Source organism: Atopobiaceae bacterium, from assembly GCA_022483015.1.
In the GTDB taxonomy this organism is placed as follows: Bacteria; Actinomycetota; Coriobacteriia; order Coriobacteriales; family Atopobiaceae; genus JALCUE01.
The window spans coordinates 732,159-758,541 of the sequence record JAKVOB010000001.1; the positions used below are offsets into that span (position 1 = coordinate 732,159).

22 protein-coding genes and 1 riboswitch are annotated in these 26,383 nt (G+C 63.8%); of the genes, 16 read left to right on the plus strand and 6 right to left on the minus strand.

Annotation, left to right across the window (positions count from 1 at the left end; translation table 11 throughout):
• Position 1: 1 nt before the first annotated feature.
• Together LKE50_03290 and LKE50_03295 are read right to left on the minus strand one after the other, a co-directional pair.
• Entirely contained in the window at positions 2 to 1,753 is a 1,752-nt protein-coding gene (locus tag LKE50_03290; GenBank protein MCH3967635.1) for an energy-coupling factor transporter ATPase, read from the minus strand.
• A gap of 3 nt (positions 1,754 to 1,756) precedes the next feature.
• Positions 1,757 to 2,329, minus strand: coding sequence for an ECF transporter S component (locus LKE50_03295; protein ID MCH3967636.1), 573 nt, complete (start codon positions 2,327 to 2,329; stop codon positions 1,757 to 1,759).
• A gap of 7 nt (positions 2,330 to 2,336) precedes the next feature.
• Positions 2,337 to 2,475, minus strand: a riboswitch (FMN riboswitch).
• Between the two features lie 676 nt (positions 2,476 to 3,151).
• On the opposite strand from LKE50_03295, the gene LKE50_03300 reads away from it, so the two are divergent.
• The 8 genes from LKE50_03300 (at position 3,152) to nifH (ending at position 10,657) form a co-directional block, all read left to right on the plus strand.
• Positions 3,152 to 3,895 (plus strand): ATP-binding cassette domain-containing protein, encoded by a 744-nt coding sequence (locus LKE50_03300; protein MCH3967637.1) that lies wholly within the window; start codon positions 3,152 to 3,154, stop codon positions 3,893 to 3,895.
• Positions 3,892 to 4,602 (plus strand): ABC transporter permease, encoded by a 711-nt coding sequence (locus tag LKE50_03305; protein MCH3967638.1) that lies wholly within the window; start codon positions 3,892 to 3,894, stop codon positions 4,600 to 4,602. Before LKE50_03300 ends, LKE50_03305 begins: the two co-directional genes overlap by 4 nt.
• 87 nt (positions 4,603 to 4,689) lie before the next feature.
• Positions 4,690 to 5,595: a MetQ/NlpA family ABC transporter substrate-binding protein gene (locus LKE50_03310; GenBank protein ID MCH3967639.1), complete on the plus strand. Its 906-nt coding sequence runs from the start codon at positions 4,690 to 4,692 to the stop codon at positions 5,593 to 5,595.
• 41 nt (positions 5,596 to 5,636) lie between these two features.
• Positions 5,637 to 7,121, plus strand: a complete 1,485-nt coding sequence (locus LKE50_03315; GenBank protein ID MCH3967640.1) for a hypothetical protein — start codon at positions 5,637 to 5,639, stop codon at positions 7,119 to 7,121.
• Positions 7,118 to 8,467, plus strand: a complete 1,350-nt coding sequence (locus LKE50_03320) for a hypothetical protein (GenBank protein MCH3967641.1) — start codon at positions 7,118 to 7,120, stop codon at positions 8,465 to 8,467. Before LKE50_03315 ends, LKE50_03320 begins: the two co-directional genes overlap by 4 nt.
• A 14-nt stretch (positions 8,468 to 8,481) precedes the next feature.
• Positions 8,482 to 8,847 (plus strand): hypothetical protein, encoded by a 366-nt coding sequence (locus LKE50_03325; GenBank protein ID MCH3967642.1) that lies wholly within the window; start codon positions 8,482 to 8,484, stop codon positions 8,845 to 8,847.
• A gap of 1 nt (position 8,848) precedes the next feature.
• Complete coding sequence (locus LKE50_03330; protein ID MCH3967643.1) at positions 8,849 to 9,724, plus strand: radical SAM protein; 876 nt, start codon at positions 8,849 to 8,851, stop codon at positions 9,722 to 9,724.
• A 51-nt stretch (positions 9,725 to 9,775) separates the two neighbouring features.
• Positions 9,776 to 10,657 (plus strand): nitrogenase iron protein, encoded by an 882-nt coding sequence (gene nifH / locus LKE50_03335; GenBank protein MCH3967644.1) that lies wholly within the window; start codon positions 9,776 to 9,778, stop codon positions 10,655 to 10,657.
• 426 nt (positions 10,658 to 11,083) lie between these two features.
• Here nifH and LKE50_03340 read toward each other — a convergent pair whose 3' ends face one another.
• Positions 11,084 to 11,848, minus strand: coding sequence for a hypothetical protein (locus LKE50_03340; GenBank protein MCH3967645.1), 765 nt, complete (start codon positions 11,846 to 11,848; stop codon positions 11,084 to 11,086).
• Positions 11,849 to 12,194: 346 nt separating this feature from the next.
• On the opposite strand from LKE50_03340, the gene LKE50_03345 reads away from it, so the two are divergent.
• Positions 12,195 to 13,289, plus strand: a complete 1,095-nt coding sequence (locus LKE50_03345) for a DUF6323 family protein (GenBank protein ID MCH3967646.1) — start codon at positions 12,195 to 12,197, stop codon at positions 13,287 to 13,289.
• 140 nt (positions 13,290 to 13,429) lie between these two features.
• Here the strand turns inward: LKE50_03345 and LKE50_03350 are convergent, their stop codons facing one another.
• Complete coding sequence (locus LKE50_03350) at positions 13,430 to 14,359, minus strand: GrpB family protein (protein ID MCH3967647.1); 930 nt, start codon at positions 14,357 to 14,359, stop codon at positions 13,430 to 13,432.
• A gap of 130 nt (positions 14,360 to 14,489) precedes the next feature.
• On the opposite strand from LKE50_03350, the gene murB reads away from it, so the two are divergent.
• Positions 14,490 to 15,440, plus strand: a complete 951-nt coding sequence (gene murB / locus LKE50_03355; GenBank protein ID MCH3967648.1) for a UDP-N-acetylmuramate dehydrogenase — start codon at positions 14,490 to 14,492, stop codon at positions 15,438 to 15,440.
• Between the two features lie 121 nt (positions 15,441 to 15,561).
• On the plus strand, positions 15,562 to 16,743 hold the full coding sequence (locus tag LKE50_03360; protein ID MCH3967649.1) for a hypothetical protein: 1,182 nt from the start codon (positions 15,562 to 15,564) through the stop codon (positions 16,741 to 16,743).
• Positions 16,744 to 16,772: 29 nt separating this feature from the next.
• Here LKE50_03360 and LKE50_03365 read toward each other — a convergent pair whose 3' ends face one another.
• Positions 16,773 to 17,855, minus strand: coding sequence for a hypothetical protein (locus tag LKE50_03365; GenBank protein MCH3967650.1), 1,083 nt, complete (start codon positions 17,853 to 17,855; stop codon positions 16,773 to 16,775).
• A 10-nt stretch (positions 17,856 to 17,865) separates the two neighbouring features.
• Complete coding sequence (locus tag LKE50_03370; GenBank protein ID MCH3967651.1) at positions 17,866 to 19,230, minus strand: PFL family protein; 1,365 nt, start codon at positions 19,228 to 19,230, stop codon at positions 17,866 to 17,868.
• Between the two features lie 590 nt (positions 19,231 to 19,820).
• Here LKE50_03370 and LKE50_03375 point away from each other — a divergent pair.
• The 5 genes from LKE50_03375 to araA all read left to right on the plus strand — a co-directional run bounded on the left by LKE50_03375 (position 19,821) and on the right by araA (position 26,260).
• On the plus strand, positions 19,821 to 21,053 hold the full coding sequence (locus LKE50_03375) for a twin-arginine translocation signal domain-containing protein (protein ID MCH3967652.1): 1,233 nt from the start codon (positions 19,821 to 19,823) through the stop codon (positions 21,051 to 21,053).
• 99 nt (positions 21,054 to 21,152) lie between these two features.
• Entirely contained in the window at positions 21,153 to 22,106 is a 954-nt protein-coding gene (locus LKE50_03380) for an ABC transporter permease (protein ID MCH3967653.1), read from the plus strand.
• Positions 22,107 to 22,119: 13 nt separating this feature from the next.
• The gene (locus LKE50_03385) at positions 22,120 to 23,613 is read left to right on the plus strand and encodes a sugar ABC transporter ATP-binding protein (protein MCH3967654.1); all 1,494 of its coding nucleotides are present in this window, start codon (positions 22,120 to 22,122) and stop codon (positions 23,611 to 23,613) included.
• Between the two features lie 13 nt (positions 23,614 to 23,626).
• Complete coding sequence (locus LKE50_03390) at positions 23,627 to 24,622, plus strand: ABC transporter permease (GenBank protein ID MCH3967655.1); 996 nt, start codon at positions 23,627 to 23,629, stop codon at positions 24,620 to 24,622.
• A gap of 141 nt (positions 24,623 to 24,763) precedes the next feature.
• Entirely contained in the window at positions 24,764 to 26,260 is a 1,497-nt protein-coding gene (araA, locus tag LKE50_03395) for an L-arabinose isomerase (protein MCH3967656.1), read from the plus strand.
• Positions 26,261 to 26,383 lie beyond the last annotated feature (123 nt).

Below are 26,383 nucleotides of genomic sequence, written 5' to 3' on the forward strand. Positions count from 1 at the left end.
CTCAGCGCCTCCCCGCGATGGCATCTGCGAGTGCACCGATGGTGAGGGGGCCACGCCCGCCTGGTGCGAGCGGGGGGCCGGCATGCCCGCGTCGGTCGAGGAGCCGTGCCCAGGCAAGGGGTGACGGCACCCCGAGTCCCATGGCCGTGAGCTCGTCCCCATGCGAGAAGACCTCCGCCGGCGTGTCGTCGAGGCACATGCGCCCGTCGTCGAGCACGCAGACGCGGTCGGCGAGCTCGGCGACCGTCTCCATGGAGTGCGAGACGAGCAGGATGGTCCTGCCGCCCTGATGGAGGCGGCGGACGAGGTCGGTCACGTGCGCGGCCCCGCGCGGGTCGAGCCCGCTCGTGGGCTCGTCGAGCACGAGGACGTCAGGGTCCGAGGCAAGGGTCCCCGCAATCGCGGCCAGGCGCTGCTGACCTCCCGAGACCTCGAAGGGGGAGGAGTCGGCCAGGTCCGATATCCCCAGGAATTCGAGGGTGCGGGTCACGCGGTCGGAGACCTCCTGCGCATCGAGGCCGAGGTTGGTCGGGCCGAACGCGACGTCCTGGGCGATGGTCTGGGCGAAGAGCTGGCGCTCGGGGTGCTGCATGACATAGCCCACATGGCCCCTGAGCTCGCGCCGGCGCCTGCGGTCATGGGTGTCGACGCCGCAGATGCGGACGTTCCCCCGGTCTGGCATGGCAAGGGCGCACACGAGGTGGGCGAGCGTGGACTTGCCCGAACCGGTCTGTCCCACGAGGGCCACGAGCTCGCCTTTCCCCAGGGCCAGCGTGAGGTCGTCCACGGCCGGGCGTGTCCCATACGAGAAGGACACATGGTCGAGCTCGACGACGGTGTCGGCCTGGGCGGGCTCCACCTGGGGACCCGTGGGCGCGCGGTGCCTCTCGGCCGCCTGTATGCCCTTGTGGGCGACCGCGTCGAGAAGGACCTCGTCATCGCAGGTGGAGGGCACGTCGACCGAGCGGTCGCGGAGGGCATGCGAGAGGCGCGCCGCGAAGGGCATCGTCAGGCCGAGCGCGAGGAGCTCGTCGCCATGCGAGAAGACCTCCTCGGGGGTCCCCTCGAGGGCGACGTGACCGTGGTCGAGCACGAGGACACGGTCAGCCGAGAGGGCCTCGTCCACGAAGTGGGTGATGTGGATGGTGGTGACGTCCGTCTCGGCAAGCTCGTCGAGCACGTGCATGATGCCGGCACGGCCGCGTACGTCGAGCGAGGCACCGGGCTCGTCGAGCACGAGGACGGACGGTCCCATGGCGAGCGCCCCCGCCAGGGCCACACGCTGCTGCTGGCCACCCGACAGGTGGGTGGGGTCGGCCTGGGCATAGGCCCCCATCGCCACACGCCCCAGCTCGCGGTCCACGCGACGGCAGATCTCGCCACGAGGCATGCCGAGGTTCTCGGGGCCGAAGGCGACGTCGTCTGCGACCACGGTGGTCACGATCTGGTCCTCGGGATTCTGGAAGACCAGCCCGATGTCTCGGCGTGCGGCGCGGTAGGCGTCCGGATCGGGCGTCCCGTCCGAGAAGACCGTCCTGCCTGCCAGCTCGACGGTGCCACCGTCGGGGGCCAACAGGCCGCAGAGGACGCTCGCGAGCGTGGACTTGCCGCTCCCGTTGGCGCCGAGGACGCAGAGCCGCTCGCCGGCAGCCACATCGAGGTCGATGCCGGCGAGGGCCCAGGTGGAGCCCTCGTCATAGGTGAGCCGCACGCCGCGCAGGCGGATGGGCGGCCTGTCAGGCGAGCCCGCCACGGGTCATTCTCCCACGAGCTTGGAGACGCTCTTGTAGACCAGGAAGGTGACCACGCAGTTGATGGCAATCTTGAGCAGGTTGAACGGCAGCAGGATCGGCACGATCATGGCCGCGACCTGGTCGACCGAGACGGCCGAGTAGAGCGGCGTCACGACGAGGTTGCCTCCGATGCAGGCGGCCAGGCAGACGACGGCGCCCACGGCCATGCCGATGACGGCACCCCTGCGGGTGTGGATGTGCTGGTAGACGAGGGCGGTGGGAACCGTGAGCGAGACGGCGGCCACGATGCCCATGAGGGCGCCGAACGGGTCCACGAAGAGGTGGGGCAGCCACATGAGCACGCAGACGAGGGCGCCCGTGGCGGGTCCGAAGGCGAGCCCGGCCACGAGGCAGACGATGCCCGAGGGGTCGTACTTGAGGTAGGGGGCCGCCGGGAAGATGGGCAGCTCGATGAAGCTCGCGACGATGGCGACTGCCACGAAGAGCGCACAGGTGGCGATGCGTCGCGTGTTCCAACCACCTATGGTGCCGGTGGTGGAGTGCGTCGCGGGACGTGCAGAGGGATTGGTGGCCATGGAAGGCCCTCCTTCTCTTGTGTCCGGACTTTGACCGTTGGCCCTGGAATCACACCAGGTCAGCCGCTTTACGCGGGTCGCGGGCTCCGGCATGCGCACATGCCGTTACCGCCAGTGGGGAATCTCACCCCGCCCTGAGAATGCGATGACGATGCTAGCACATGTGCATGGGTGCATGACAGGGGTGTTTCGCTCATCATCTGCTCCTTGCTGGTCCAGCAACGCTCGTGGCCTGTGACCTGGCATAGGCTCGCAGCGGCGGCATGTGACTCGTGAGCTGATGCGGCATGAGCCTGATTGTTCGGCAATTTACGATTTTGAGTTGACTTGGCAAAACAGGCGCCGTAATATCTCTCATAACCTAGCGAATCACTAGGAATTATCAAGCTACGATACGAGAGGGGTAGAGTCCATGACCAGCCACACGTCCAACAAACGCGACGTCTTCATGGTTGGCAGGCTCCCCCTATGCTATGGCCATTTTCGTATCGAACGAATGATGTGCTCCCGGATGTGTTGTTCGACTCATCGCTAGTCGGTGCATCCGGGAGAAGAGACGAAGTGCTCGCGGCCGCTGGTCGGCGCGCGTCTTCGTCTACGGTTCCCTCCCCAGACAACTCAGGTGTCGGATGAGCGAGTCGCGCCCATCGACAAACGGTAGAGAAGGAGCGAAGCGACACGCCTCGCGTGGGCAGTCGCAGCTATATGAAGCCATACATACAGATTCATGACCTACACAAGTCATTCGATACGAACAAGGGCCGCATCGAGGTTCTCAAGGGTGTTGACCTGCAGATAGCTCGTGGTGAGATATTCGGGATCGTGGGTTTCTCTGGTGCAGGCAAGTCGACGCTCGCGCGCTGCATCAACCATCTCGAGACCCCTGATGCAGGTGACGTCCTTATCGACGGTGTCGACATCACCAGCCTCGATGCCGCCAGCCTGCGGGCCGAGCGGCAGAAGGTCGCCATGATCTTCCAGAACTTCAACCTCTTCTCGTCCAAGACGGTCTACGGCAACATCGCCTATCCCCTGAGAATCGTCGGGACGAAGAAGGACGAGGTGGACGCTCGCGTACGGGAGGCAGCCAGCTTCGTGGGCCTCGGGGATAAGCTCCCGGCCTATCCGGGCGGTCTCTCCGGTGGCCAGAAGCAGCGTGTGGGAATCGCCCGTGCCATCATCTCGAAGCCCGACGTGCTCCTCTCTGACGAAGCGACCTCGGCGCTCGACCCGCAGACCACGATCCAGATTCTCGACCTGCTCAAGCGCATCAACCGCGAGACGGGCATCACCATCGTCATGATCACCCACGAGCTTGATGCCATTCGATATACCTGCCACAACATGGCTGTCCTCGAGGAGGGGAAGGTCATCGAGCAAGGCGCGGTGGACGAGATCTTCTCGAACCCGCGGAGCCGTACGGGCGCTCTGTTCGCGAAGGTCTTTCGCAGCCTCCAGTCAGTCCCCGTCCGTGCCGAGGCCATGCGTGGCCCGGTCGTCGAGCGGAGGCATCAGGACCCGTCGGCACGAGAGGCGCGTGGCACCCTCGAGGCGGTCGGCGCATGAGCCTTCTCAAGTATCCGTTGTGGGAGGTGGTCGCGCACTCCTTCAGCGCGGATGTCTGGTCCGTCATCATCCCGGCAATCGGCGAAACGCTCTATATGGCACTCCTCGCCTCACTCATCATGCTCGTGGGTGGCATCCTCGTGGGATTGGCTCTCATGCTCACGAATCCCAATGGGCTTCTCCCCGTGAAGCCGGTGCATGCGGTGGTGGGGACCTTCATCAACATCCTGCGCTCCCTGCCGGAGATGGTCATGATCATCCTCATGATTCCCGTGACGCAGCTGCTGTTTGGCCAGTCGTATGGATCGAACTCGTGCATCATCGCGGTCTCGGCCTGCTGCATTCCCTTCTATGCCCGCATCGTCGAGAGCTCCCTGCTTGAGGTCGACCGAGGTGCCATCGATGCCGCCAGGTCGATGGGGAGCACCAATGCCCAGATCGTGTTCGGTGTCATCATCCCCGAGACCCTTCCCTCGCTCACGCGAGGCTTCACCACTGCCATCATCTCGGTGATCTCGATGACGGCCCTGTCGGGTATGTTCGGCGCGGGAGGCCTGGGAGATATAGCCGTGCGCTTTGGCTACCAGCGCTTCCAGCACGACGTGCTTCTCGCGGCGGTCTACGCACTGCTCGTGATCGTCTCGGTCGTGCAGATAGCGGGCAACGTCTGCTCCCGTGCCGAGCTGCGCCGTCGGGCCCTCGTGTGAGGGAGCCCTCCCGAGCATCCCATCACCGTCTCTGGCATCACATCAATTCGCTATTAATCGGTCCATCACTTGGATAAGGAAACCTCCATGTCAAATCACACTTCGTTTACATCTGCCAACGTCCTTCTTACTCGACGTGACTTCACACGACTGGCTATCGGTGCGCTGGGCCTCACGGCACTCTCCGGCTGCTCTTCCGCGGACGCGTCCGCTCCCGGCACGGCTGCTGCGACTGCGGCGGCCACCTATCCCATCACCAAGGCTTCGGATGGCACGTACGTGCTCAAGGCCATTGCTGATGCCACGCCCCACGCCGAGATCCTCGCCTATGCAGCGCCGGCCCTCGCGGCTGATGGCATCACCGTCGATCTCGTCTCCACAGCCCCGGACGACACCCTCAACCAAAGGACCGAGGACGGCGAGATCGACTTCAACTATGACCAGCATGTCCCCTACCTCAACGAGTGGAACCAGAAGAACGCGGGCGACCTGGTGAGCGCCGGCAACATCCACGTGGAGCCCATCACCGCCTACTCGGACACGTACGCAACCACGGCCGACGTGCCCGATGATGCCAAGGTGGCCATTCCCAACAACGCGACCAACGAGTACCGGGCCCTCAAGATCCTCGAGGACAACGGCTTCATCGTCCTGTCCGATGCGTCGAAGGACAGCCTGTCGGCCTCCAAGGAGGACATCACCACATACGTGAGACCGGTCGAGATCGTCGAGCTTGATGCCGCCCAGATCATTCCCACCCGGGAGAGCTTCGACCTCTACATCACCAATACCAACCGCTACATCGAGTCAGGTATCACTGCCAACAAGCTCTTCAGCGAGAGTGCCGACAGCCCCTACGCGAACGTCGTCGTGGTGCGTCCTGAGAACAAGGACAACGAAGCCATCACGAAGCTCGTCGAGGTGCTGCGCTCCGACGACGTGAAGGGATTCATCGAGCAGAAGTACAACGGCGCTGTGGTCCCGTCCGCCTAGACGGCCCATCGCTTCGTCCATCTCACGCGAAAGGAGAGACCATGCCTGCACAGGGCATCAACCTCGAGTTGGCGGCGGTACCCGTCCGCGAGGTCCGCATCAACTCGGTGACGAGCTACCAAGGGAGTGCTGCTGACCTCGTCCATGATGCGCGCCAAGGCTGCGTCAAGGATTCCGGTCGTTCGTTCAGCCAGTGCCTGGGATGCTCGACCACCAAGGCTGCCTGCATGACCGTCCTCATCCAGGACGGTGCCGTGATCAGCCATGGGCCAGTCGGCTGCTCCTCATGTCTGAGCGGCTATGACTTCACCTATCGGGTGAACGCCCCCCTACGTGGCGTGAAGCATCCCACGACCAGGCACATCTACTCCACCAACCTCAAGGAGACTGACACCGTCTATGGGGGAGGGGCCAAGCTGGCGCGCACGATTCGCGAGGCGTATGAGCGCTCGGGTCATCCCCACGCTATCTTCGTGCTCACCACCTGCGCGGCAGGCATCATCGGCGACGATGTCGAGAGCATCTGCAGCGAGGCCGAGGAGCGAATCGGCGTTCCCGTGGTTGCGATCTTCTGCGAGGGATTTCGTTCCAAGGTCTGGACCAGCGGATTCGATGCTGCTTACCATGGCATCGCCCGCAAGCTAATCAAGCCCGCGCGCGAGCGTCGTGACTTCGTCAACGTCATCAACTTCTGGGGCAGCGATGTCTTCGGGAAGTGGCTCGAGCCCTTTGGGGTCAAGCCCAACTACATCACGCCCTACTCGACGGTCAACACGCTCGAGCATGCGAGCGAGGCACGTGCGACCATCCAGGCCTGCTCGTCGCTCGGCTCCTATCTGGGTGCGGTTCTCGAGCAGGACTTTGGCGTCCCCGAGGTCCAGACGGCCCCTCCCTACGGCATCAGGCAGACCGAGAGATGGTTCGAGGAGCTGGGCCGCATCCTGGGCCAACCTGACGTGGCTGCTCGAGTCGTGGAGGAGCGTCGTGAGAGATACCTTCCCCAGATCGAGGAGCTACGCCACCAGCTCGCAGGCAAGCGCGCCTACGTCGCTGCCGGGGCAAGCCATGGGCACGCGCTCATAGCCGTTCTGCGGGAGCTGGGCCTTGACGTGGCGGGCACGTTCATCTTCCACCACGATGTCACCTACGACAACCACAACACGGAGGCCGACCTGCTTGGTCATGACGTGAGCGACTATGGCGACATCCCTCATTACAACGTGTGCAACAAGCAGGAGTACGAGCTCGTCAACATGCTCTCGCGCCTGCGGCCCGACGTGTTCATCGCGCGTCATGGCGGCATGACGTTGTGGGGTGCTCGCTTTGGCATACCCACCCTGCTCATCGGTGACGAGCATTACATGATGGGCTACGAGGGGCTCGTGCGCTATGGGAGAAGGCTCGTAGAGACGGTCGAGAACGATGAGTTCGTCGAGAACCTGTCACAGCATGCGATTAACCCCTACACGAAGTGGTGGTACGAGCAGCCGACAGACACGTTCCTCAAGGGAGGCGCATCAAGGTGAGTAAACAAGAGGCGGGCGTGATCGAACAGGGGCGCTACACGTGTGCCATCGGGGCCCTCGAGACGGTTGCCGCCATCCCACATGCGATGCCCATCCTGCACTCGGGCCCAGGCTGTGGCGAGATGCAGCAGGGCTTCTTCGGCAACGTGGGCGGTTACGCCGACGTCAACACCACGCCCTGCACCAACTTCACCGAGCGTGAGGTCGTCTTTGGTGGGGTCGACCGGTTGCGCGAGAACATCGCCAACGCCTCCAAGGTCCTCGACTCGGACCTCCAGGTGGTGCTCACGGGCTGTACCGCGGGCATCGTGGGCGACGACGTCGAGAGCGTGGTCGAGGAGTTCCGTGAGCAAGGTCAGCCGATCGTCTCGGTCGAGACTCCCGGCTTCAAGAGCAGCAACTTTGAGGCGCACAGTGTGGTGGTCAACGCCATCATCGATCAGTACGTCGATGCGACGGCGAACGACGCGACGGTCCGCAGTGAGAGGGCATGCGTCAACCTGTTCGCGTCCATCCCCATGCAGGACCCCCTCTGGAAGGGAAACCTGCGCGAGTACAAGCGGCTTCTCGAGGGCATCGGCCTCAAGGTGCACGTGCTGTTCGGCATGGAGAGCGCCGGCGTGGCCGAGTGGCGCCAGATTCCGCAGGCGAATTTCAACGTGCTCGTCTCGCCATGGTATGGCCTGCCGATCGTGCGTCACCTGGAGCAGCTCTATGGCCAGCCCTTCGTGCAATTTCCCCACGTGCCCATCGGGGCCAACGAGGCGGAGGCCTTCCTGCGGAGCGTGCTTGATGCAGCGCAGGACAACGATGCTGGCCTGGACCTCGATGCTGCGGAGCATTTCATCACGTGCGAGCGTGCCTCCTACTACGAGGCTCTCGACACGCTCGCCGTGTTCCTGCTGGAGTTCCGTTACGGACTGCCTGTCTTCGCCCACATCATCCACGATGCGGGCTATGTCGTAGGCATGTCTCGGTTCCTGCTGCATGAGACCGGCATCGTGCCAACGGAGCAGTTTGTGGTCGACGGCACGCCCAAAAGGTTCCAGGGCGCCATTCGTGCGGACCTTGCCGCGACGTCAGACAAGCGGACCATTCCCCTCACGTTCGAGCCGGATGCCGGGCACGTGCAGGACCTCATCCGTGACATCACCCATGAGGGACGTGGCCTTGTCATCGGCAGCGGCTGGGACAGGGAGCTTGCTCGCGAGAAGGGCTACGATTTCCTCTCTGCGGCCGTACCCTCGCCCTATCGGCTCAATCTGACCACCAACTACGTTGGCTTCACCGGGGGCCTGCGTCTCATCGAGGACGTCTACAACGGCGTCCTGGCGACGTACCGATAGGGGAGGTGGTACGCGTGGCAGATGGCGGGAGGCATCGCGTGGCGGTTGCTAGCAGCAATGGCGACTACGTCGATGAGCACTTTGGCAATGCCTTGTACTACCAGGTCTACGACAGCGACGGGCACGGATGGTCCTTCGTGGAGACGCGCAAGTCGCGTCCGGGATGCGGTGGTCCCGGGGGCTGTGGGGGAGGGGCCTGCCTGCTGTCCGAGACGCTCGCGGACTGCGAGGCGGTTTTCGTGCTGAGAATCGGCCCCTCTGCGGCGGTTTCCGCCGCGCGTGCGGGGCTTCGCGTGTTCGAGGCGGGAGGCCCTGTGGATGACATGCTCGACTACGTGTTTGCCAACGGGTTGCTTGACGACACTGGGGAGGTGATGTGAGATGGCGCATACGCTCGAGGAGCTCTCGCTCCTGCACCCCTGCTTCGCGCAGGGAGGCCTCAACGACAAGGGACGTATCCACCTGCCTGTGAGCCCGGGATGCAACATCCAGTGCAAGTTCTGCGTACGCAAGATTGATGACGAGGCACAGGCGCCGGGTGTCTCGGCAGACATCATCACGCCGCAGGAGGCTGCCGATGCGGTCGCGCGTGCCGTGGCGGCTGAGCCTGGCATCACGGTGGCGGGCATCGCGGGCCCTGGGGACACGCTCGCAAGCCCTCATGCCCTCGAGACCTTCCGTCTCGTCAAGAGGCGGTTTCCCAATATGCTTGCCTGCATGAGTACCAATGGTCTCATGCTCCCCGACAAGGTCGACGAGATCGTCGAGGTGGGCGTCGACACGCTTACCGTGACCGTCAACGCGGTCGATCCTGCCATCCAGGAACAAATCTGCTCGCACGCGATCTATCACGGCAGAACCTACACGGGCACCGATGCCGCGAGGCTGCTCATCACCAACCAGCTCGAGGGCATCCGCGCGGCGAGCGCGGCGGGCATCACCGTGAAGGTGAACACCGTGCTCGTGCCTGAGATTAACGCTGACCACGTGCCCGAGGTCGCGCGGTCGGTCGCAGACGCAGGCGCAAGCCTATACAACATCATCCCGCTCATTCCACAAGGCGAGCTCGCCTGGTGTTCCACGCCAGACTGCGCACTCCTAGGCAGGCTTCGCGTCGAGGCGGGTGAGTGCCTGCAGGTGTTCTGTCACTGCCAGAGGTGTCGCGCCGACGCGGTCGGCATCCTCGGCGGGACGGACATCTCGCGCAGGGTCTATGCTCGGCCGATTCGGGCGGAGCAGACCTTCTCGCACGGCTAGGCATCACATGTACCAGGACGAAACCAATGGCACGGACAAGAGGAGACGAACATGGCAGACAAGGGCTATCGACAGATTGCGATCTATGGCAAGGGCGGTATCGGCAAGTCGACGACCACGCAGAACCTCACGGCCGGTCTGGTTGAGCAGGGCAAGAAGGTCATGGTCGTGGGGTGTGACCCTAAGGCCGACTCCACGCGCCTGCTTGTGGGGAGCCTGGGACAGCAGACCGTCCTCGACACCCTGCGCCTCTCGGACGGCGACGTGGAGCTCGATGACATTCTGCGGCTTGGGTATGGCGGTACCAAGTGTGTCGAGTCGGGTGGGCCGGAGCCGGGCGTGGGCTGCGCGGGGCGCGGCATCATCACCTCGATAGGTCTCCTCGAGCAGCTGGGAGCCTATACCGACGATCTTGACTACGTGTTCTACGACGTGTTGGGCGACGTGGTGTGCGGCGGTTTCGCGATGCCCATCCGTGAGGGTAAGGCCAAGGAGATCTACATCGTGGCCTCAGGAGAGATGATGGCGCTTTATGCGGCCAACAACATCTCCAAGGGCATCGCGCGCTATGCCCGCAAAGGCGGAGTGAGGCTGGGGGGCATCATCTGCAACAGCCGCAACGTCGACCGCGAGCGCGACCTGCTCGAGGCCTTCGCGAAGGAGCTCAACACGCAGCTCATCTATTTCGTTCCACGTGACAACGTGGTCCAGCGCGCAGAGATCCATCGCAAGACGGTCATCCAGTATGCACCTCAGTCCTCCCAGGCAGATGAGTACCGTGCCCTGGCCCAGGCAATCGACACCAACGAGCATTTCACCGTTCCAACTCCCATGGAGCAGGACCGACTCGAGCAGATTCTGCTGGAATACGGCCTGATGAACGACGTGGATGAGACCTCCGACTACCAGCCGGGCATCGCTCGGGCGATGTAGGGGTTGAGTCAGGGGGAGTGACGAGGGGGCATTGCGTTCGTCACGCCGCTCAGGCCGCTTTGTCCCGACATGGCGGAGAAATAGCAGCCCATGTCGGCTAGAGAGATTCGGTTGCTGTCGCTCGAGGGGGCCGTGCCATCAGAGCACATAATCAAAACTCGATGGTAGTCGTCCTCGCTGCAAGTAGATTGGAGATGGTTTCGCTTCTTCTACAAGCCTGTTCTGCGAGAACCGGCTGGCTAGCTTCTCCACGTTGGTCATGTGGGTGTTACTTGGGGTGGCGAAGAGGCGGATTCGCTCGTCGATGGGTTTTAGAACATCCCATTGTCTCTCTGCATGTCTACCAAAAGCACCTCTGGTTTGATCGTGGTCGCAATCTCGTTGCCACAGAGGCCTTTTGGGAGGTGGCCGCAGCGCGGTGATGGCTCAGGCTTTACGTGGCGCGAACGCGGGGCGCAGTCCCGGGAAGCAGAACATGGCGGCGACCACCCATATGAGCGCGCCAGCCGAGACCTCAAGGGCATACATGAGCGGGTCGATTCCAGGGATGAGCAGCGCCAGCAGCATGACGGCGCCGGCGGGTGGCAGCCAGGTGGCGAAGCCTGCCCAGATGCCCACGAGGATCACGAAGCCGAGAAGCCCGCAGGTGGCAAGCGGCACTCCGGCATCTGCCAGCAGGCGACAACATGCGCCTGTCACGGCTGCGAGCACGAGCACGCCCACACCCCTCCAGGGGCGAAGCCGCAGCGTGAAGTCGGGGCGTGAGAACGTCGTGAATGCCACGAGCAGCGGTGGCACGGCGAAGAGCACGTTGCCGGTGAGGTAGGCGGGGGCCGAGAGCACGGCGAAGACCACGGACCTGCGGCCCCAGTAGGAGAGGGTGCGCACCATCGAGTCACGCAGGGGCTTGAAGCGGATCGGTTCGCGCATTCCCACATGCTCCAGCACGACCTGGCCCGCGCACACGAGTCCCACCATCACGACCACGGCGGCAGGGTAGGTCCAACTGGTGGTTCCCAGGAGCACCGGCAGGATGGCGGCCGAGACCATGGGGCTCATGTCGGCACCGGCGACGTTCATCGCGATGGCGCAGAACAGGTAACCCAGAAGCGCGCGTACCCAAAGCGACCCCGGGACGTAGAGGTTGAGCAGGATCCCAAAGACGGCTCCCGCTCCCATGAGCACGAGCATGCGCGGGCCGGCTCACGTTCCATGCCTGGTGGGGGAGGATCCACGCACCGCAGAGGATGGCGGCCATCTCGGGGAAGAGGACCTCGGTCAGGCCCGTGACCTGCGCGATGCCGCACATGAGGGCTACGAAGGCGGCCGAGAGCGCAATGGGGAGCCAGCGGTCGCGCAGGGACATCGGACGCTCTCCTCCTCATGGCTCGCTACGTGTCATACGACGCTCGCCATGGTAGCGCAAGGGGCCTGTCCTCGACCGCTCGCCCCCGTGCATGGGTCGTTCGCCCCCGTGCGTTTGACGTGGATATCCATATGGGTGTATTGAGCATTCCCCACCATCGAAGGAGCGTCCATGAGCGAGCGACCCATCCAACGGTCCCATGAGCCCGACCTGGCTGGCCTTGCGCTGTCCGAGACGGAGCTTGCCACCCTCGAGCGGGCTCGTTCCGACGCGCTTGCCGAGACGGAGCGGGTCGAGTTCTCGGACGGTCCGATCGTCTTGCTCGCACGCATGCTCTCCTCCTCTCCCTTCCGCGATCCTGGTGCGGCGGCGGTGCAGCTCGGCGAGCTCCAGGCCCAGTTCTATCGCCTCAAGGATGACACCCTGGATGTGGCCTCGGACGAGGATGTGCTGGCCTCGCTGTCTGATGCCTTCGAGGCTGCGGCGGGAGATCTCGCGCTTACCTATGACCTCGCGTTCGATGAGCTACGTCGGCAGGACGCCGGGGACCCAACGGATCCCGAGGCCGTCGCCTCGCCATCGTTTGGGTCCTCCCTCCCTGCATGGGTGGCCTATGATCGCTTGGTCTCAGCCGACTATGTCGTGTCCCAGGCGGGCGACGCTGCGCTTGTGCGTCTCGAGTCGCTGGATGCCGATGACCTGCGCGAATCGTTCGAGCGAGGGCTTCGCGGCATCGAGGAGAAGGTCTCGCGGACTCATGACCTCTGGAGGCAGGCGTGTGAGGGTGCGCCACCCTTCGCAAGCCGAGCCCTTGCCGACACCCTCACGAGCATCGGGCAGGGATTCGATGCCTACGAGCCTCGCCTCCTCGCGCAGGAGTTTCCGGCGGACATCGACTATCAGTTGGCCCATCCCGTCTCGGAGGAGCTTGTGGGCATCGACTACGTGGCTGTATGGCTGCACCGTCTCTGCGTGGAGGATGACCTGCTCTCCCATCTCGGGGAGCGAACCTGTCGCCGCGTGCTCGACGCGGGCCTTCCCGAGTGGCACGAGCAGGTGGCCAATGTCTGCGAGCTCGTCATCTGGGGTCTGCTCGACGAGGCGGCAGGGCCTGGTGCCGCACCCGATGGCCTGGTCCAAGCGGGTGAGCACCTCTCGGCAAGCCTCCTCCTCGAGGATGAGGCCGCGGCCTACCTCGATGGCATGGCACGGGAGATGGCGACGAGACGAGCGCTCGCGCAGGGTTCGGGACGCGTTGGGGCATGACGCGTGGGTCGTGCACAAATCTCAACTAACGGACGACCGAGTGCGGGATGGGGGCAATCATCTCCCGTCGCAGGATGAGTCCATTTGGACTCGGTCGTCCGTTATCGAAGAAATGTGTCAGGCCGCCTTGCTCGCAACGGCTAGGCCTCCGCGCGTGCGAGCGTCACCTGTTCGCGGATGAACGCACCCTTGGCCTCGGTGTAGGCGTCGCGGTCGTGCTCGTAGTGCGCCGCGAGCTCGCGCTTGAGGGCCACATAGTCGGCGGCCACCTCGGGATGTGTGCGCAACCAGTCGCGAAAGACGAGCTCGTCCCAGTCTCCAGGCTCCTTCACGTGCAGATGGAAGACCTTCTCGGCGAACCCCCGGAGGGTGTAGCCCTGGTTGAGGTCGATGCTGTGGTCCGTATCGTCGCGGCACATCACCACCCAGTCGGCCCCCTCGAGCAGCGCGATTGCCTGGTCCATGTCATAGCCGGGTGCGAGCTCGAGCAGGATGTCGACGATGGGCTTGGCCACGAGGCCGTCCACGCTGGTGGACCCGATGTGGCTCATGCGCACGACTTCGTCGCCGAGAAGGTCGGCGAGCTTGTGGGCCTCCTCCTCGTACCAGGCAGGCCAGGCGGGGTTGGGCTCGGAGAGCTCGATGGGGAAGAGCTGCCAGAGTCGCTCGAGCGAGAGCTGCGAGAAGATGTGCTTTCTCTTGCGGCAGAAGGCGAGGTCAAGGGCCTCGAACTCGCCGGGATGCGCGGTCCTTCGAAAGGCCTCCCTGCGCGCGGGCGTGTCGTCATCGACCACGGCGACCTTCTCGCAGGGCCATTCGGCGCAGTCGCGACAGCTCTCGAGGCCATGCTCCTGCGCGCACTCCCACAGGCCGAAGGTGCAGGAGCCGCCGCCGCAGGCACACCCCAGGGCACATCCCTCGCAGGCGAGCGAGCGGGGATCCGCGGTGGCGTCACGCCAGCCCAGCTCGCGCCACAGCTCGGCCACGCGGGCCAGCTCGTCGTCGGCGTGCGCGGTGTGGCGAGGGCACAGGGAGCAGTCGTCCCCGCAGAGCGAGATCATGGGTTGCATGTGCTTCTCCTCGGGCCGGTCATGGTGGCGGTACGTGCCTCATCCGATGATAGTCGCATCTCCGGTCTGCCCCCATGAGCCCGTCTCGGCTAGACTAGGGGGCACTGGATTCACCTATCGGGAGGAAACGATGTCCGGATCGTCAGACGGGACCTACGACAGACCAACGCTTGCGGCGAGCCTTCGCCGCATCCTAGACGAGGACCGCGTCCTCGTGGACGAGCCCATGAGCGACCACACCACCTTCAAGGTGGGAGGGCCTGCCGACCTGCTCGTGATGCCCGACACGGCTCAGGAGGTGGCCGCCGTGCTGGCGGCCGCGAACGATGCCGGCGCGCCGTCGTTCGTCCTCGGTCGCGGCTCCGACCTGCTCGTCTCGGATGCCGGCTATCGGGGACTCATCGTCTCGATGCCTGACGAGATGGACGACGTCGTGGTCGAGGGACGCACGATGCGCTGCCAGGCGGGAGTCACCTTGGCCGATGCGGCCGAGATGGCCTGTGACCTGGGCCTCACGGGGCTCGAGTTCGCCTGTGGCATCCCGGGGACCGTGGGCGGCGCCGTCTTCATGAACGCCGGTGCCTATGGCGGCTGCATCGCCGACGTGCTCTCCGAGGTACGCGTCCTCAACCAGGAGGGCCATGACTTCGTCGTGGACATCGATGACCTCGCCATGGGCTACCGCACGAGCCTCGTGCGCACCGAGGGCCTCGTGGTGCTCGACGCGACCTTCGACCTCGAGGAGTCCGAGCAGGACCATATCCGGGCCACGATGGATGACCTCACGCGCAGGCGCGAGGAGAAGCAGCCTCTCGAGCTGCCGAGCGCCGGGTCCACCTTCAAGCGGCCCGAGGGCCATTACGCCGGCAAGCTCATCATGGATGCCGGCCTCATGGGCTACCAGGTCGGGGGAGCGGCCGTCTCGACCAAGCATGCCGGCTTCGTGGTGAACGTCGACCACGCCACCGCGGCCGACGTCGCTGCCGTCATAGCGCACGTCGTCGACGAGGTCGAGCGCACGAGTGGTGTGACCCTCGAGCCGGAGGTACGCTTCCTTGGCGACTTCTCGCAGGAGGGCTAGCTGGGACGATGACGCCTGGGCTCCGTCCGCCCTTTCGCTGTGGAGAGGGTTTCTCTGCCGCCGCGAATGCGTTACGCTACGAGGCAACGAAGCTTAAACACACCAGTCGTTGGGGCAACCTATGATTACCAGTGATGTAGGCCATACCGATCAGCGCCAGGAACGTCTTCCGTCCTTCTCGCGCCGTGAGGCGCTGCGGCTGATGCTCGGCGCCGGGCTCGTCGCGCTCACGGGCCTGCCCTCCACGGCGAGGGCAGACACCCAGTCCGACCTCGACGCGGCCCAGTCCCAGCTGGATGCCGCCCAGTCCCAGCTCGATGACATCTCGAACCAATACCAGCAGCTGGCCGTGGAGCAGTCCAACACGAAGGACGCGATCGACCAGAAGCAGTCTGACATCGACCAGATACAGGCAGACATCGACGTCAAGCAGAAGGACCTGGACTCCAAGCAGGAGATCCTCTCCAAGCGCATCTCGAGCTCCTACAAGAACGGTGGCTCGAACGTGCTCGACGTCCTGCTCTCGTCGGCAAGCCTCGACGAGCTCATCTCGAACGTGTACTACATGGGTAAGATCACCGACTCCGACAAGGCCATGATCGAGGAGGTCAAGCAGGCGAAGGCCGAGCTTGACGACAAGAAGTCCTCCCTCGAGCAGGAGAAGGCGTCGCTCGAGGACCTCAACGCCCAGCAGACCCAGCAGCTCCAGGACATGCAGTCCAAGCAGTCCGAGGTCCAGACGGTGCTCGACGGTCTGAGCACGCAGGTGAAGGACCTCATGTCGCAGCGCGATGCCGAGCTCGTCGCCGCGGCCGCGGCCGAGGCCGCACAACAGGCGCAGTCCGCCGCTCAGGCTGCCGCCGGCTCTGGCGGCAGCGTCTACGTCGACACGAGCACGAGCGGGCAGTCCACGTCCGGGCTCACCAACGCGCAGGCAAACGTGGTGAACGCCTGCAAGTCGGTCGGGTCTCCGGGCTCCGGCCTCTGCGCGATGTGGGTCTCGCAGGTCTTTGCCGCGGCCGGATACGGGTATTACGGCGGGAACGCCTGCGACATGTACGCGAACTGGTGCACGAGCTCGAACAAGTCGAACCTCAAGGTCGGCATGATCGTGGCGGTCTCGACGCACTCGCACACGTCGGCCGGCAGGACCTACGGACATATCGGCATCTACATCGGCAACGACACGATGATGGACAACGTCGGCTACGTCCGCACCATCAACGTGAACGACTGGATCAGCTACTACAACACCACGGTGACCCCCCGTTGGGGCTGGATTGGTGGCGTGAGCCTGGTCTAGGCGAGAGGACGGGTCCCTCTCGACGTCCCCTACGAGGCGAGCAGGGCGGTGTGCGCGTCGTCGAGCGCGCCTACCATGGTGTTGAGCGGGTTGAAGTCAGAGGGGGCGCTGCACATCACGGTGACCACATAGTCGCCCGAGGTCGCCTCGACGATGCCTCCAACGCAGGTGACGGGGGCCGAGCCATACCCCTCGCTCGCGTTGTACCACCCAGCCTTCGACATGGTGGAATACCGGTCGTTGAGGGCCTGGCTCACAGGGGAGTCGAGGGTGTCCGCGAGCGCCTCGCGACACCAGCTGGCATTGGTCTGGTCACTCGTGAGGTAGGGATACTCGGCACTCCAGATGAGGCGCAGCTCATGGGCGCTGTAGTGCGTGTAGTAGCTGTAGGCGCCGTCGGGGGAGTCGAAGCCGGTCCCCTGGCACCATGAGTAGAAGCCTGAGTCCCCATAGGTCGAGCGGAGCGTGCGATAGCAGTCGTTGTCAGAGTTGACGAGCGTCTCGCTCAGGGTGTCCGCCATGGAGCCATAGGGGTCTGCGATGCCGTTCTGCACGAGGTAGACCACATACGGCCCCTTGATGGAGCTCGCGCTGTAGTAGCGGGTGTCGACGTCATAGGAGATGGTCATGCCGGTGGCGACGTCCATGAGCTCGAAGCCGATGGTGTAGCCGCTTCCCTCGAGGTCGCGGACCTCCTCTATGAGATAGCCCAGCGCCATGGCCGCCTTGGACCGGTCCGCGCCGTCAACGGTGATGGCGCTCGAGTCCTCAGCGGCGGCCGTCGCGTCATCCGCCGCCTTCCGAGCCTCGGCCTCGGCCTCGAGCTCCTGGGCCTTCCTGGCCTGCTCGGCAGACGTCTCGAGGTCGGCTGCCGATGCGGCGTCATCGGTCGTGCGCTCCGTGGCGTCCATCAGGGTCGAGGCGAGGCTTCCCATCCCCGACGGGATGGCATCCTGGTCGACGGGCGATGCCGTCTGCGCACGATCGAGCGCGATCACGCCAACCCCACATGCGAGGGCCACCACGACGGCAAGGACCCACGGCCAGCGGCGACGGGTCCCGTGGGGTTCTTCCGCGTGTGCGGGACTCTGCCTGGTGTGGAGCTCCGCCATGGGGGCATCCCTAGTTCTTGAGCGAGTTGATCGGGGCGGGGAAGCGTCCGCCACGATGCGCGAGGACGGTGCCCGCATGCTCGTTCACGTGCATGACGGGCGCGGAGCCGAAGAGTCCTCCGAACTCGAGGACGTCCCCCTCCTTCCTGCCGATGGCGGGGATGACGCGGACGGCGGTGGTCTTCGAGTTGATGACGCCGATGGCCATCTCGTCGGCGATGATGCCGGCGATGGCCTCGACCGAGGTGTCACCGGGGATGGCAATCATGTCGAGCCCCACGGAGCAGACGCAGGTCATGGCCTCGAGCTTCTCGAGCGAGAGGGCCCCGCTCTCGGCTGCGGCGATCATGCCGGCATCCTCCGAGACAGGGATGAAGGCACCGGAGAGCCCGCCCACGCTGGAGCTCGCCATGACGCCGCCCTTCTTGACGGCATCGTTCAGCATGGCGAGCGCGCAGGTGGTGCCGGGGCCGCCGCACTGGCCGACGCCCATGATCTCGAGGATGCGGGCGACGGAGTCGCCGACGGCCGGGGTCGGCGCGAGGCTGAGGTCGACGATGCCCTTCTCGACGCCCAGGCGGGTCGCAGCCTCGCGGCTCATGAGCTCGCCTGCACGGGTGATCTTGAACGCCGTCTGCTTGATGCGCTCGGCGACCTGCATCATGCTCGCGTCGTCGGGGAGCTCCTCGAGGGCTGCTGCCATGACGCCGGGGCCCGAGACGCCTACGTTGATCACGGCATCTGCCTCGCCGCCACCATGGATGGCCCCGGCCATGAAGGGCGAGTCCTCCACCATGTTGGAGAAGACCACGAGCTTCGCCGCGCCGTAGCAGTCGATGTCGACGGTCGCCTTGGCGGTGTCGATGACGGTCTGGGCCATGAGGAGCACGGCGTCCATGTTGATGCCGGCACGCAGGCTTGCCACGTTGACCGAGGAGCAGACGCGGGTCGTGGTGGAGAGCGCATGCGGGATGGAGGCGATGAGGCGACGGTCAGCGTCACCGATGCCCTTCTGGACGAGGGCCGAGAAGCCCCCGAGGATGTCGATTCCCACGGCCTCGGCGGCGCGGTCGAGCGTGACCGCGAGGGGGGTGAGGTCCTCGTCGGGGCAGCAGGCGGCGATCTGTGCCACGGGCGTCACCGAGATGCGCTTGTTGACGATGGGGATCCCGTACTCGCCCTCGATGGCCTCCGCGGTCGAGACGAGGTCGGCCGCCTGGTGCGTCACCCGCTCGTAGACCTTGTCGCACATGCGCGACAGGTCCTCGTCGGCACAGCCCATGAGCGAGATGCCCATGGTGATGGTACGGATGTCGAGATGCTGCTGAGACACCATGTCGATGGTCTCGACGACCTCTTCGGGGGTGATTGCCACGGGTTCGTCCCTTCATGCTGTGGTGAGGAATGGTCCTCACAGTATAGACTGGGCGGTAAAAGGCATGGTGTGCGGACTGCGAGAGATTAGAGCGCTCTAATCTCTAAACATAAGCAAAACGTTTAGTACATACATGCAGGAAACATTAGTAAATCTGTTCACTACGGACCCCAAATAGTCCGCTGGCGAACGTTTTCATACCGTTTATGGGATGCAGTCTGGCCTTTGGTGGCCCCGTGGAATACAACATGGTTGTACGAATTGCGCGGCAGGAACTTCGGCAGCGCAAGGGTTATGAGGCTTTGATCGTCGGCGGCTCAATCGGACGCAAGGTCATCCCAACAACGGAAGGGCAGGCGGGTTCTCGGAAGCGTTCGCTGGTCTGTCCCCGTGAACTAAACGTAAAGTAAACAGTAAGAAATAGGTCGCATAAGTTCGTGCTCTGAGGTACTCGCAGGTATCTGGTTTGTTCGAACAAGAATATGGATACAGGCAGAGCAACAAACAAGAGGACGAACGACAGGTGCATGACTCCCTGCGGGGAGTGGGGTTCGAGAAGGCAGTTCCATACAGGACCGGAAGGAGAAACAATGAACGGAAAGAAGAATCTCTCGAGGCGCGACTTCCTGAGGCTTTCGGGTGTCACTGCGGCGGGTATCGGTGGGGCAACACTGCTCGCCGGCTGCTCGAGTGGGTCAAGCAGCTCCGCTGACACGTCGGCCTCCTCGAGCTCCTCGAGCTCGAGCAGCAGCGTCAAGATCGGCGTCTCCATCTGGTCGTCCACCGATGCCCTCGGCAAGCTCTCCGTCGACATCATCAAGAAGGCGGCCGACATCCTGGGCGTCGAGATCTCCACGGTCGACCAGGGCCACGTCTCCGAGCAGGTCACCGCATCGGTCGAGACGCTCTGCGCTGCCGGCTGCAACGGCATCGTCATCTGCAACTCCGCAGACTCCGAGATGACCTCCTGCATCAACACCTGCGACCAGAACGAGGTCTACCTCGGCCAGTTCTACCGCATCATCAACCAGGACAACTCGCCCGACGTCTACAAGCTCGCCCAGAACTCCAAGTACTACGTCGGTGCCGTCCACGAGAACGAGGTCGAGAACGGCGAGAAGCTCGTCTCCCTGCTCACGGCCGACAACGCCGATGCCGCAGGCACGCTCCAGAAGGGGGCCCGCAACATCAAGCTCGAGGGCTGGACGGTCGGTGACGCAACCTTCCAGCAGCGCTGGAACGGCTACAAGAACGGCGTCGACACCTGGAACTCCGCCAACCCCAACGACAAGGTCACGCTCTCCGACCCGGTCTACGCCAACACCTCCTCTATCGAGGGCGCGAACGTCACGCAGCAGTTCTATAACACCGACCCCACCATGGACGCCCTCATCGTCGCCGGTGGCGGCGGCGACCCGCTGGTCGGCTCCGTGGGCCAGCTCGCCAACATGGGGCTCACCGGCAAGATCCGCGTCGCCTCGACGGACTTCCTCGACGACCTCAAGACCCAGCTCTCCACGGGTGGCATGTACTGCGAGTCCGGCGGCCACTTCTGCGATCCCCTGTACTCCTTCCTGATGGTCTACCAGGCCTGCCAGGGCAAGATCACCCCGACTGCCGGCGACTTCGGCAAGGAGATCAAGTTCCCCTACGTCTACGTCTCCTCGGTCTCCGAGTACGAGGACTACGAGAAGTACTTCGTCGACGAGGCCCCCTATACCGACGACGAGATCAAGAAGCTTGCTGATATGAGCTTTGATGACCTCAACAAGTCGGCCACCGAGCTGTCGATCGACGACGTCAAGAGCCGTCACAGCGCGTAGTAGCTGGTAACAATCGACCTTCCGGACCTTGGGGTGGGCTGGGCATGCCCGGCCCACCCCAAGCTTTGCCAAGGTTTCAACACGAGAAGGAGCGATGCGATGCAATCTATACTCCAAAAGGCGAAGCAGAGCCAGTGGTTCGGTGTGGGACTCCTCGTCCTCATCTCACTGGTCTGCTGGGCACTCTTCATGGTGTTCTGCCCGGCCGACACCTTCGGGTCTCCCGACAAGCTGCTGACGTATCTGCAGCGCGGCCTCATCTACGCCGTGGGCTCCTGTGGCCTGTACTTCATCGTCGTCATGGGCCTCTGGGACTTCTCGATCGGCGCCATGCTCATCCTCTCCGAGCTCATGGGGGTCTGGGCAAGCCAGTCCTTTGGGTATCTGGGTCTCATCGTCGCCCCGATCGTCTGCGGCTTCGTGCTCGGTCTCGCCAATGGCGTGACCTATCGCGTCCTCCGCATCCCCTCGCTCATCGTCACCGTGGGCCTGTCGCTGCTCTATGAGAGCTTCGGCGTCTTCGTGTCCAACGTGGGCGGCACCCGCCTGTCCGACTCGTTCAACGCCTTCGGCTCCTATCCCTGGAACCTCATCCTGGCGCTCGCGGCCTTCTTCCTCTGCGGGTTCATCCTCAAGTACACGAAGGTCGGCACGTACGTCAACGCCATCGGCACCAACGAGCTCACGGCAAAGAACATGGGCGTGAACGTCGACAGGTACAAGATGATCGCCTTCATCCTCTGCGGCACCTTCTGCGGGATCATGGGCATCCTCTACATCTCGTACGGCACCGCGCAGACCCCCCAGACCGGCATGCTCTCGCAGGCGCTCAACTTCACGCCGCTCATGGGCACGTTCTTCGGCCTGGCCTTCCGCAAGTACGGTCACCCGATCGTGGCCATCGTCATCGGCGAGTTCCTCATCGCCATGATGCTTGCCGGCTTCGTCGCGCTCAACGTCCCAGGAACCATCAACAACGTCATCACCGGAGCCACGCTCATCATCATCGTCAGCCTGACCACCAAGCGCGTCAAGGGCGCCGTCGTCAAGTAAGGAGGGAACTACCATGGCAGAAGAAGTCATGCTTCATGCAGAGAAGATCGATAAGACCTTTGGTATCACGCACGCCGTCGACCATGTGACCCTCGACTTTGCGAAGGGCGAGATCCACGCGCTCATCGGCGAGAACGGTTCGGGCAAGTCGACGTTCACCAACATGCTCACCGGCATCATCTCCATCGGCGAGGGGACCTTCACCCTCGATGGCGAGCAGATCGTCGCCAAGAACCAGGTCGACGGCAACCACAAGGGTGTGGCCGTCATCGTGCAGGAGACCGGTACGCTCGCCGCGCTCACCGTGGCCGAGAACCTCTTCCTGGGCGACGAGGACCGCTTCATCAGCCACGGCCTCAAGAACACCGCGGCGATGAACAAGAAGGCCCAGGAGCTGCTCGACAGCTACGGCCTCGACCGCATCAAGGCCACCGCCCCCATCGACAACTACGACTTCGAGGACCGCAAGCTCGTCGAGATCGTCCGCTCCACATGGTTCGACCCCAAGGTCCTCGTGGTAGACGAGACCACCACAGCCCTCTCGCAGAACGGCCGAGACAAGCTCTTCGAGGTCATGCGCCACGTCAAGGAGATCGGCCATACGGTCATCTTCATCAGCCACGACCTCGACGAGGTCCTGCGCATGTCCGACTCCATCTCGATCCTGCGAGACGGCGAGTTCATCAAGACGGTCAATGCCGCCGACGTCACCGAGGATGACCTCAAGACGCTGATGGTCGGCCGTAAGATGAGCGACCACTACTACCGCACCGACTACGGCCAGGAGGTCACTGGCGAGGTCGCCCTGTTCATGCAGAACGTCTCGGTCCCCGGTGAGCTCGACGACATCTCGCTCGAGCTCCACAAGGGCGAGATCCTCGGTATCGGCGGGCTGTCGGAGTGCGGCATGCACGAGCTCGGCAAGGCCATCTTCGGTGCCTCATACGACCGCACCGGTCGCGTGACCCTGGGGGACGGCACCGAGATCAACGACATCAACACCGCCATCGACCACTCGATTGCCTATGCCTCCAAGGACCGCGACAACGAGAGCCTGCTCATCAACGACACGATCCAGGACAACATCACCCTGCCGTCGCTGCGTGACATGGGCAAGGTCATCAACAACAAGAAGTGCCACACGTTCGCGACGAAGTACGCGGACATGATGAGCACCAAGATGACCGGCGTCGACCAGTTCGTCGCTGACCTCTCGGGCGGCAACAAGCAGAAGGTCGTTCTCGCGAGGTGGCTTGGCAAGCAGTCCGACATCCTCGTCCTCGACAGCCCCACGCGCGGCATCGACATCAAGGTGAAGGCGGACATCTACGCCCTCATGGAGGAGATACGCAACCAGAACAAGGCGATCCTCGTCATCTCCGAGGAGATCATGGAGCTCATCGGCATGTGCGACAGAATCTACGTCATGAAGGACGGCAAGTTGAACGGACAGCTCTTCAGAAGTCCGGATCTGACGGAAAACGATCTCATCTCGAAGATGGTCTAGGAGGCGACTGGTTATGGCTACTACTGATACCGCAACGCTCGACCCCAAGGCTCCGGCGCCCCAGGCCGAGGAGGAACCCAAGAAGAAGTTCGGCCTTGCGTCACTGCGCCCGTTCCTTCCCATCATCGGGTTCGCTGTGATTCTGCTCTTCTTCACGGTTGCGACCAACGGATCGATCATCACGCCCAAGAACATCAGGCTGATGCTCTCGCAGACCTACATGATCATGATCGCCGCCGTCGGCGTGTTCATGATCATGACCATGGGATGCCTCGACTTCTCGCAGGGCTCCATGCTCGGGCTCTCGTGCATCGTGGTCTGCTACCTGTCGAACTACAACATCGTGCTCGCCATCATCGGCGGCATCGTGACGGGCGCCCTCATCGGCGCGGTCAACGCGTACTTCCACGTCTATCGGCAGATTCAGTCGTTCGTGGTCACGTTGTGCATGATGTTCCTGCTCCGTGGCGTGGTCGCGTTCCTCACCACCGACGCCCCGGTCATGGGTGCCAACTACCTTTCCAGCCTGAACGACCCCATGATCATGATTCCCATCATGGTCGTGGTGCTCGTCTTGGGCTACCTCGTGTTCCACTTCACGTCGGTCGGCCCTGACCTCAAGGCCATCGGCGCAGGTGAGAAGGGCGCACGCTTCGCCGGCATCAAGGTCAACAGGACCAAGGTCATCGTCTACATCGTCGCCGGCTGCATCACGGGCTTCGCCGCCTTCGTGAACGCCGCCAAGGTCGGCTCGGTCACCGCGACGGGCGGCAACATGTTCGAGACCCAGCTCCTCATCGCGCTGGTCCTCGGCGGCATGCCCATCAACGGCGGCGCACGCGTGAGCTACGCCAACATCATCGTCGGCGTGCTCTCCTACCGAATCCTCGCGTCCGGCCTGGTCATGCTCGGGTTCACCACGGAGATCCAGCAGCTCATCATGGGCGTCGTGTTCGTGCTCGTGGTCGCCGCCTTCTCCGACCGCAAGTCCAACCAGGTCATCAAGTAGGTACCTCCTTCCTTTCCCCGGCCGGCCCTGCCCCCGGTCGGCCGGGGCCCTCTAGGAGCCATCCGGGGTCACGTTCCTCGCTCCCCATGCGGGAGTCCCGGGAACGCCCGACTATCACAACCGTTCGAGACGGAGGATCGCATGCTAGACATCAAGCAGTACAAGTTCTGGTTCTGCCCCTGCTCGCAGGACCTGTACGGTGACGAGGTGCTCGAGCACGTCGCGGCCCATGCGGCCGAGGTCGTCGCAGCGCTCAACGCGAGCGACAAGGTGCCCTTCGAGGTCGTGTTGAAGCCCACGCTCATCACGTCCGACGTCATCGGTGCCACGTTCAATGCCGCCAACATGGACGACGAGTGCGCCGGCATCATCACCTGGGCGCATACCTTCTCGCCCTCGAAGTCCTACATCCAGGGCCTGAACGACCTTCGCAAGCCGCTGTGCCAGTTCGCGACGCAGTACAACGAGGAGATCCCGTACGACACCATCGACATGGACTTCATGAACGAGAACCAGGCCGCCCATGGCGAGCGCGAGTTCGGCCACATCTTCGCCCGCATGCGCAAGAACCGCAAGGTCGTCTTCGGGTTCTGGAAGGACCCGGACGTCCAGGCGGAGCTCGGTGCCTGGCAGCGCGTGGCCGTGGGCGTCAACGAGTGTCGCAACATCCGCGTGGCCCGCTTCGCCGACACCATGCGCAACGTCGCCGTCACCGACGGCGACAAGGTCGAGGCCGAGGTCAAGCTCGGCTGGACCGTCGACGCATGGCCCATCAACGACCTCACGCCCTACATCGACGGCGTCTCTGATGCCGACGTCAAAGCGATGGCCGACGAGTACTACGACACCTATGACATCATCCTCGACGGCCGCGACCCTGCGGAGTTCCGTGCGCACGTCGAGGTCCAGGCGCGTCAGGAGATCGGCATCGACCGCTTCCTCACCGAGAACAACTACAACGCCTTCTCCGACCACTTCGGTGACCTGGGCGACCTCAAGGAGCTCCCGAGCCTGGCCATCCAACGCCTCATGCAGAAGGGCTATGGCTTCGGCCCCGAGGGTGACTGGAAGACCCCTGCCATGGTGCGCATGATGAAGGTCATGACCGCCGGCGACCCGAACGCCAAGGGCTCGGGCCTCATGGAGGACTACACCTACAACCTCGTCCCGGGCAAGGAGGGCATCCTCGAGTCCCATATGAGCGAGGTCGACCCCTCGGTCGCCGACGGCAAGATCTCGATCCGCGCCACGCCGCTCTCGATGGGCGACCGCGAGGATCCCGCACGTCTCATCTTCACGGCCAAGACCGGTCCGGCCATCGCCACGTCCCTGATCGACATGGGCAACCGCTTCCGTCTCATCATCAACGCCGTGGACTGCAAGAAGGTCGAGAAGCCCATGCCGATGCTGCCTACCGGCACCGTCTTCTGGACGCCCCGTCCGAGCCTCAAGGTCGGATCCACCGCGTGGATCATGGCCGGCGGTGCGCACCATACCGCCATGTCCTACGACCTCACGGCTGACCAGATGGTCGACTGGGCCGACCAGATGGGTATCGAGTCGCTCGTCATCGACGAGGACACGACCATCCGCGAGTTCAAGCGCGACCTCAAGATCGGCGAGGTCTACTACCGCTAGAGACCCTGTGGCCTGCGGGATCGTGCATGTGTCGCATGCCCGCAGGCCACACGTCGCATGTGCTGACCCAAGGGTCGCGTCTCCCATCCAGGGCCGCGGCCCCTTCTTTCGAGGAGTGCAATC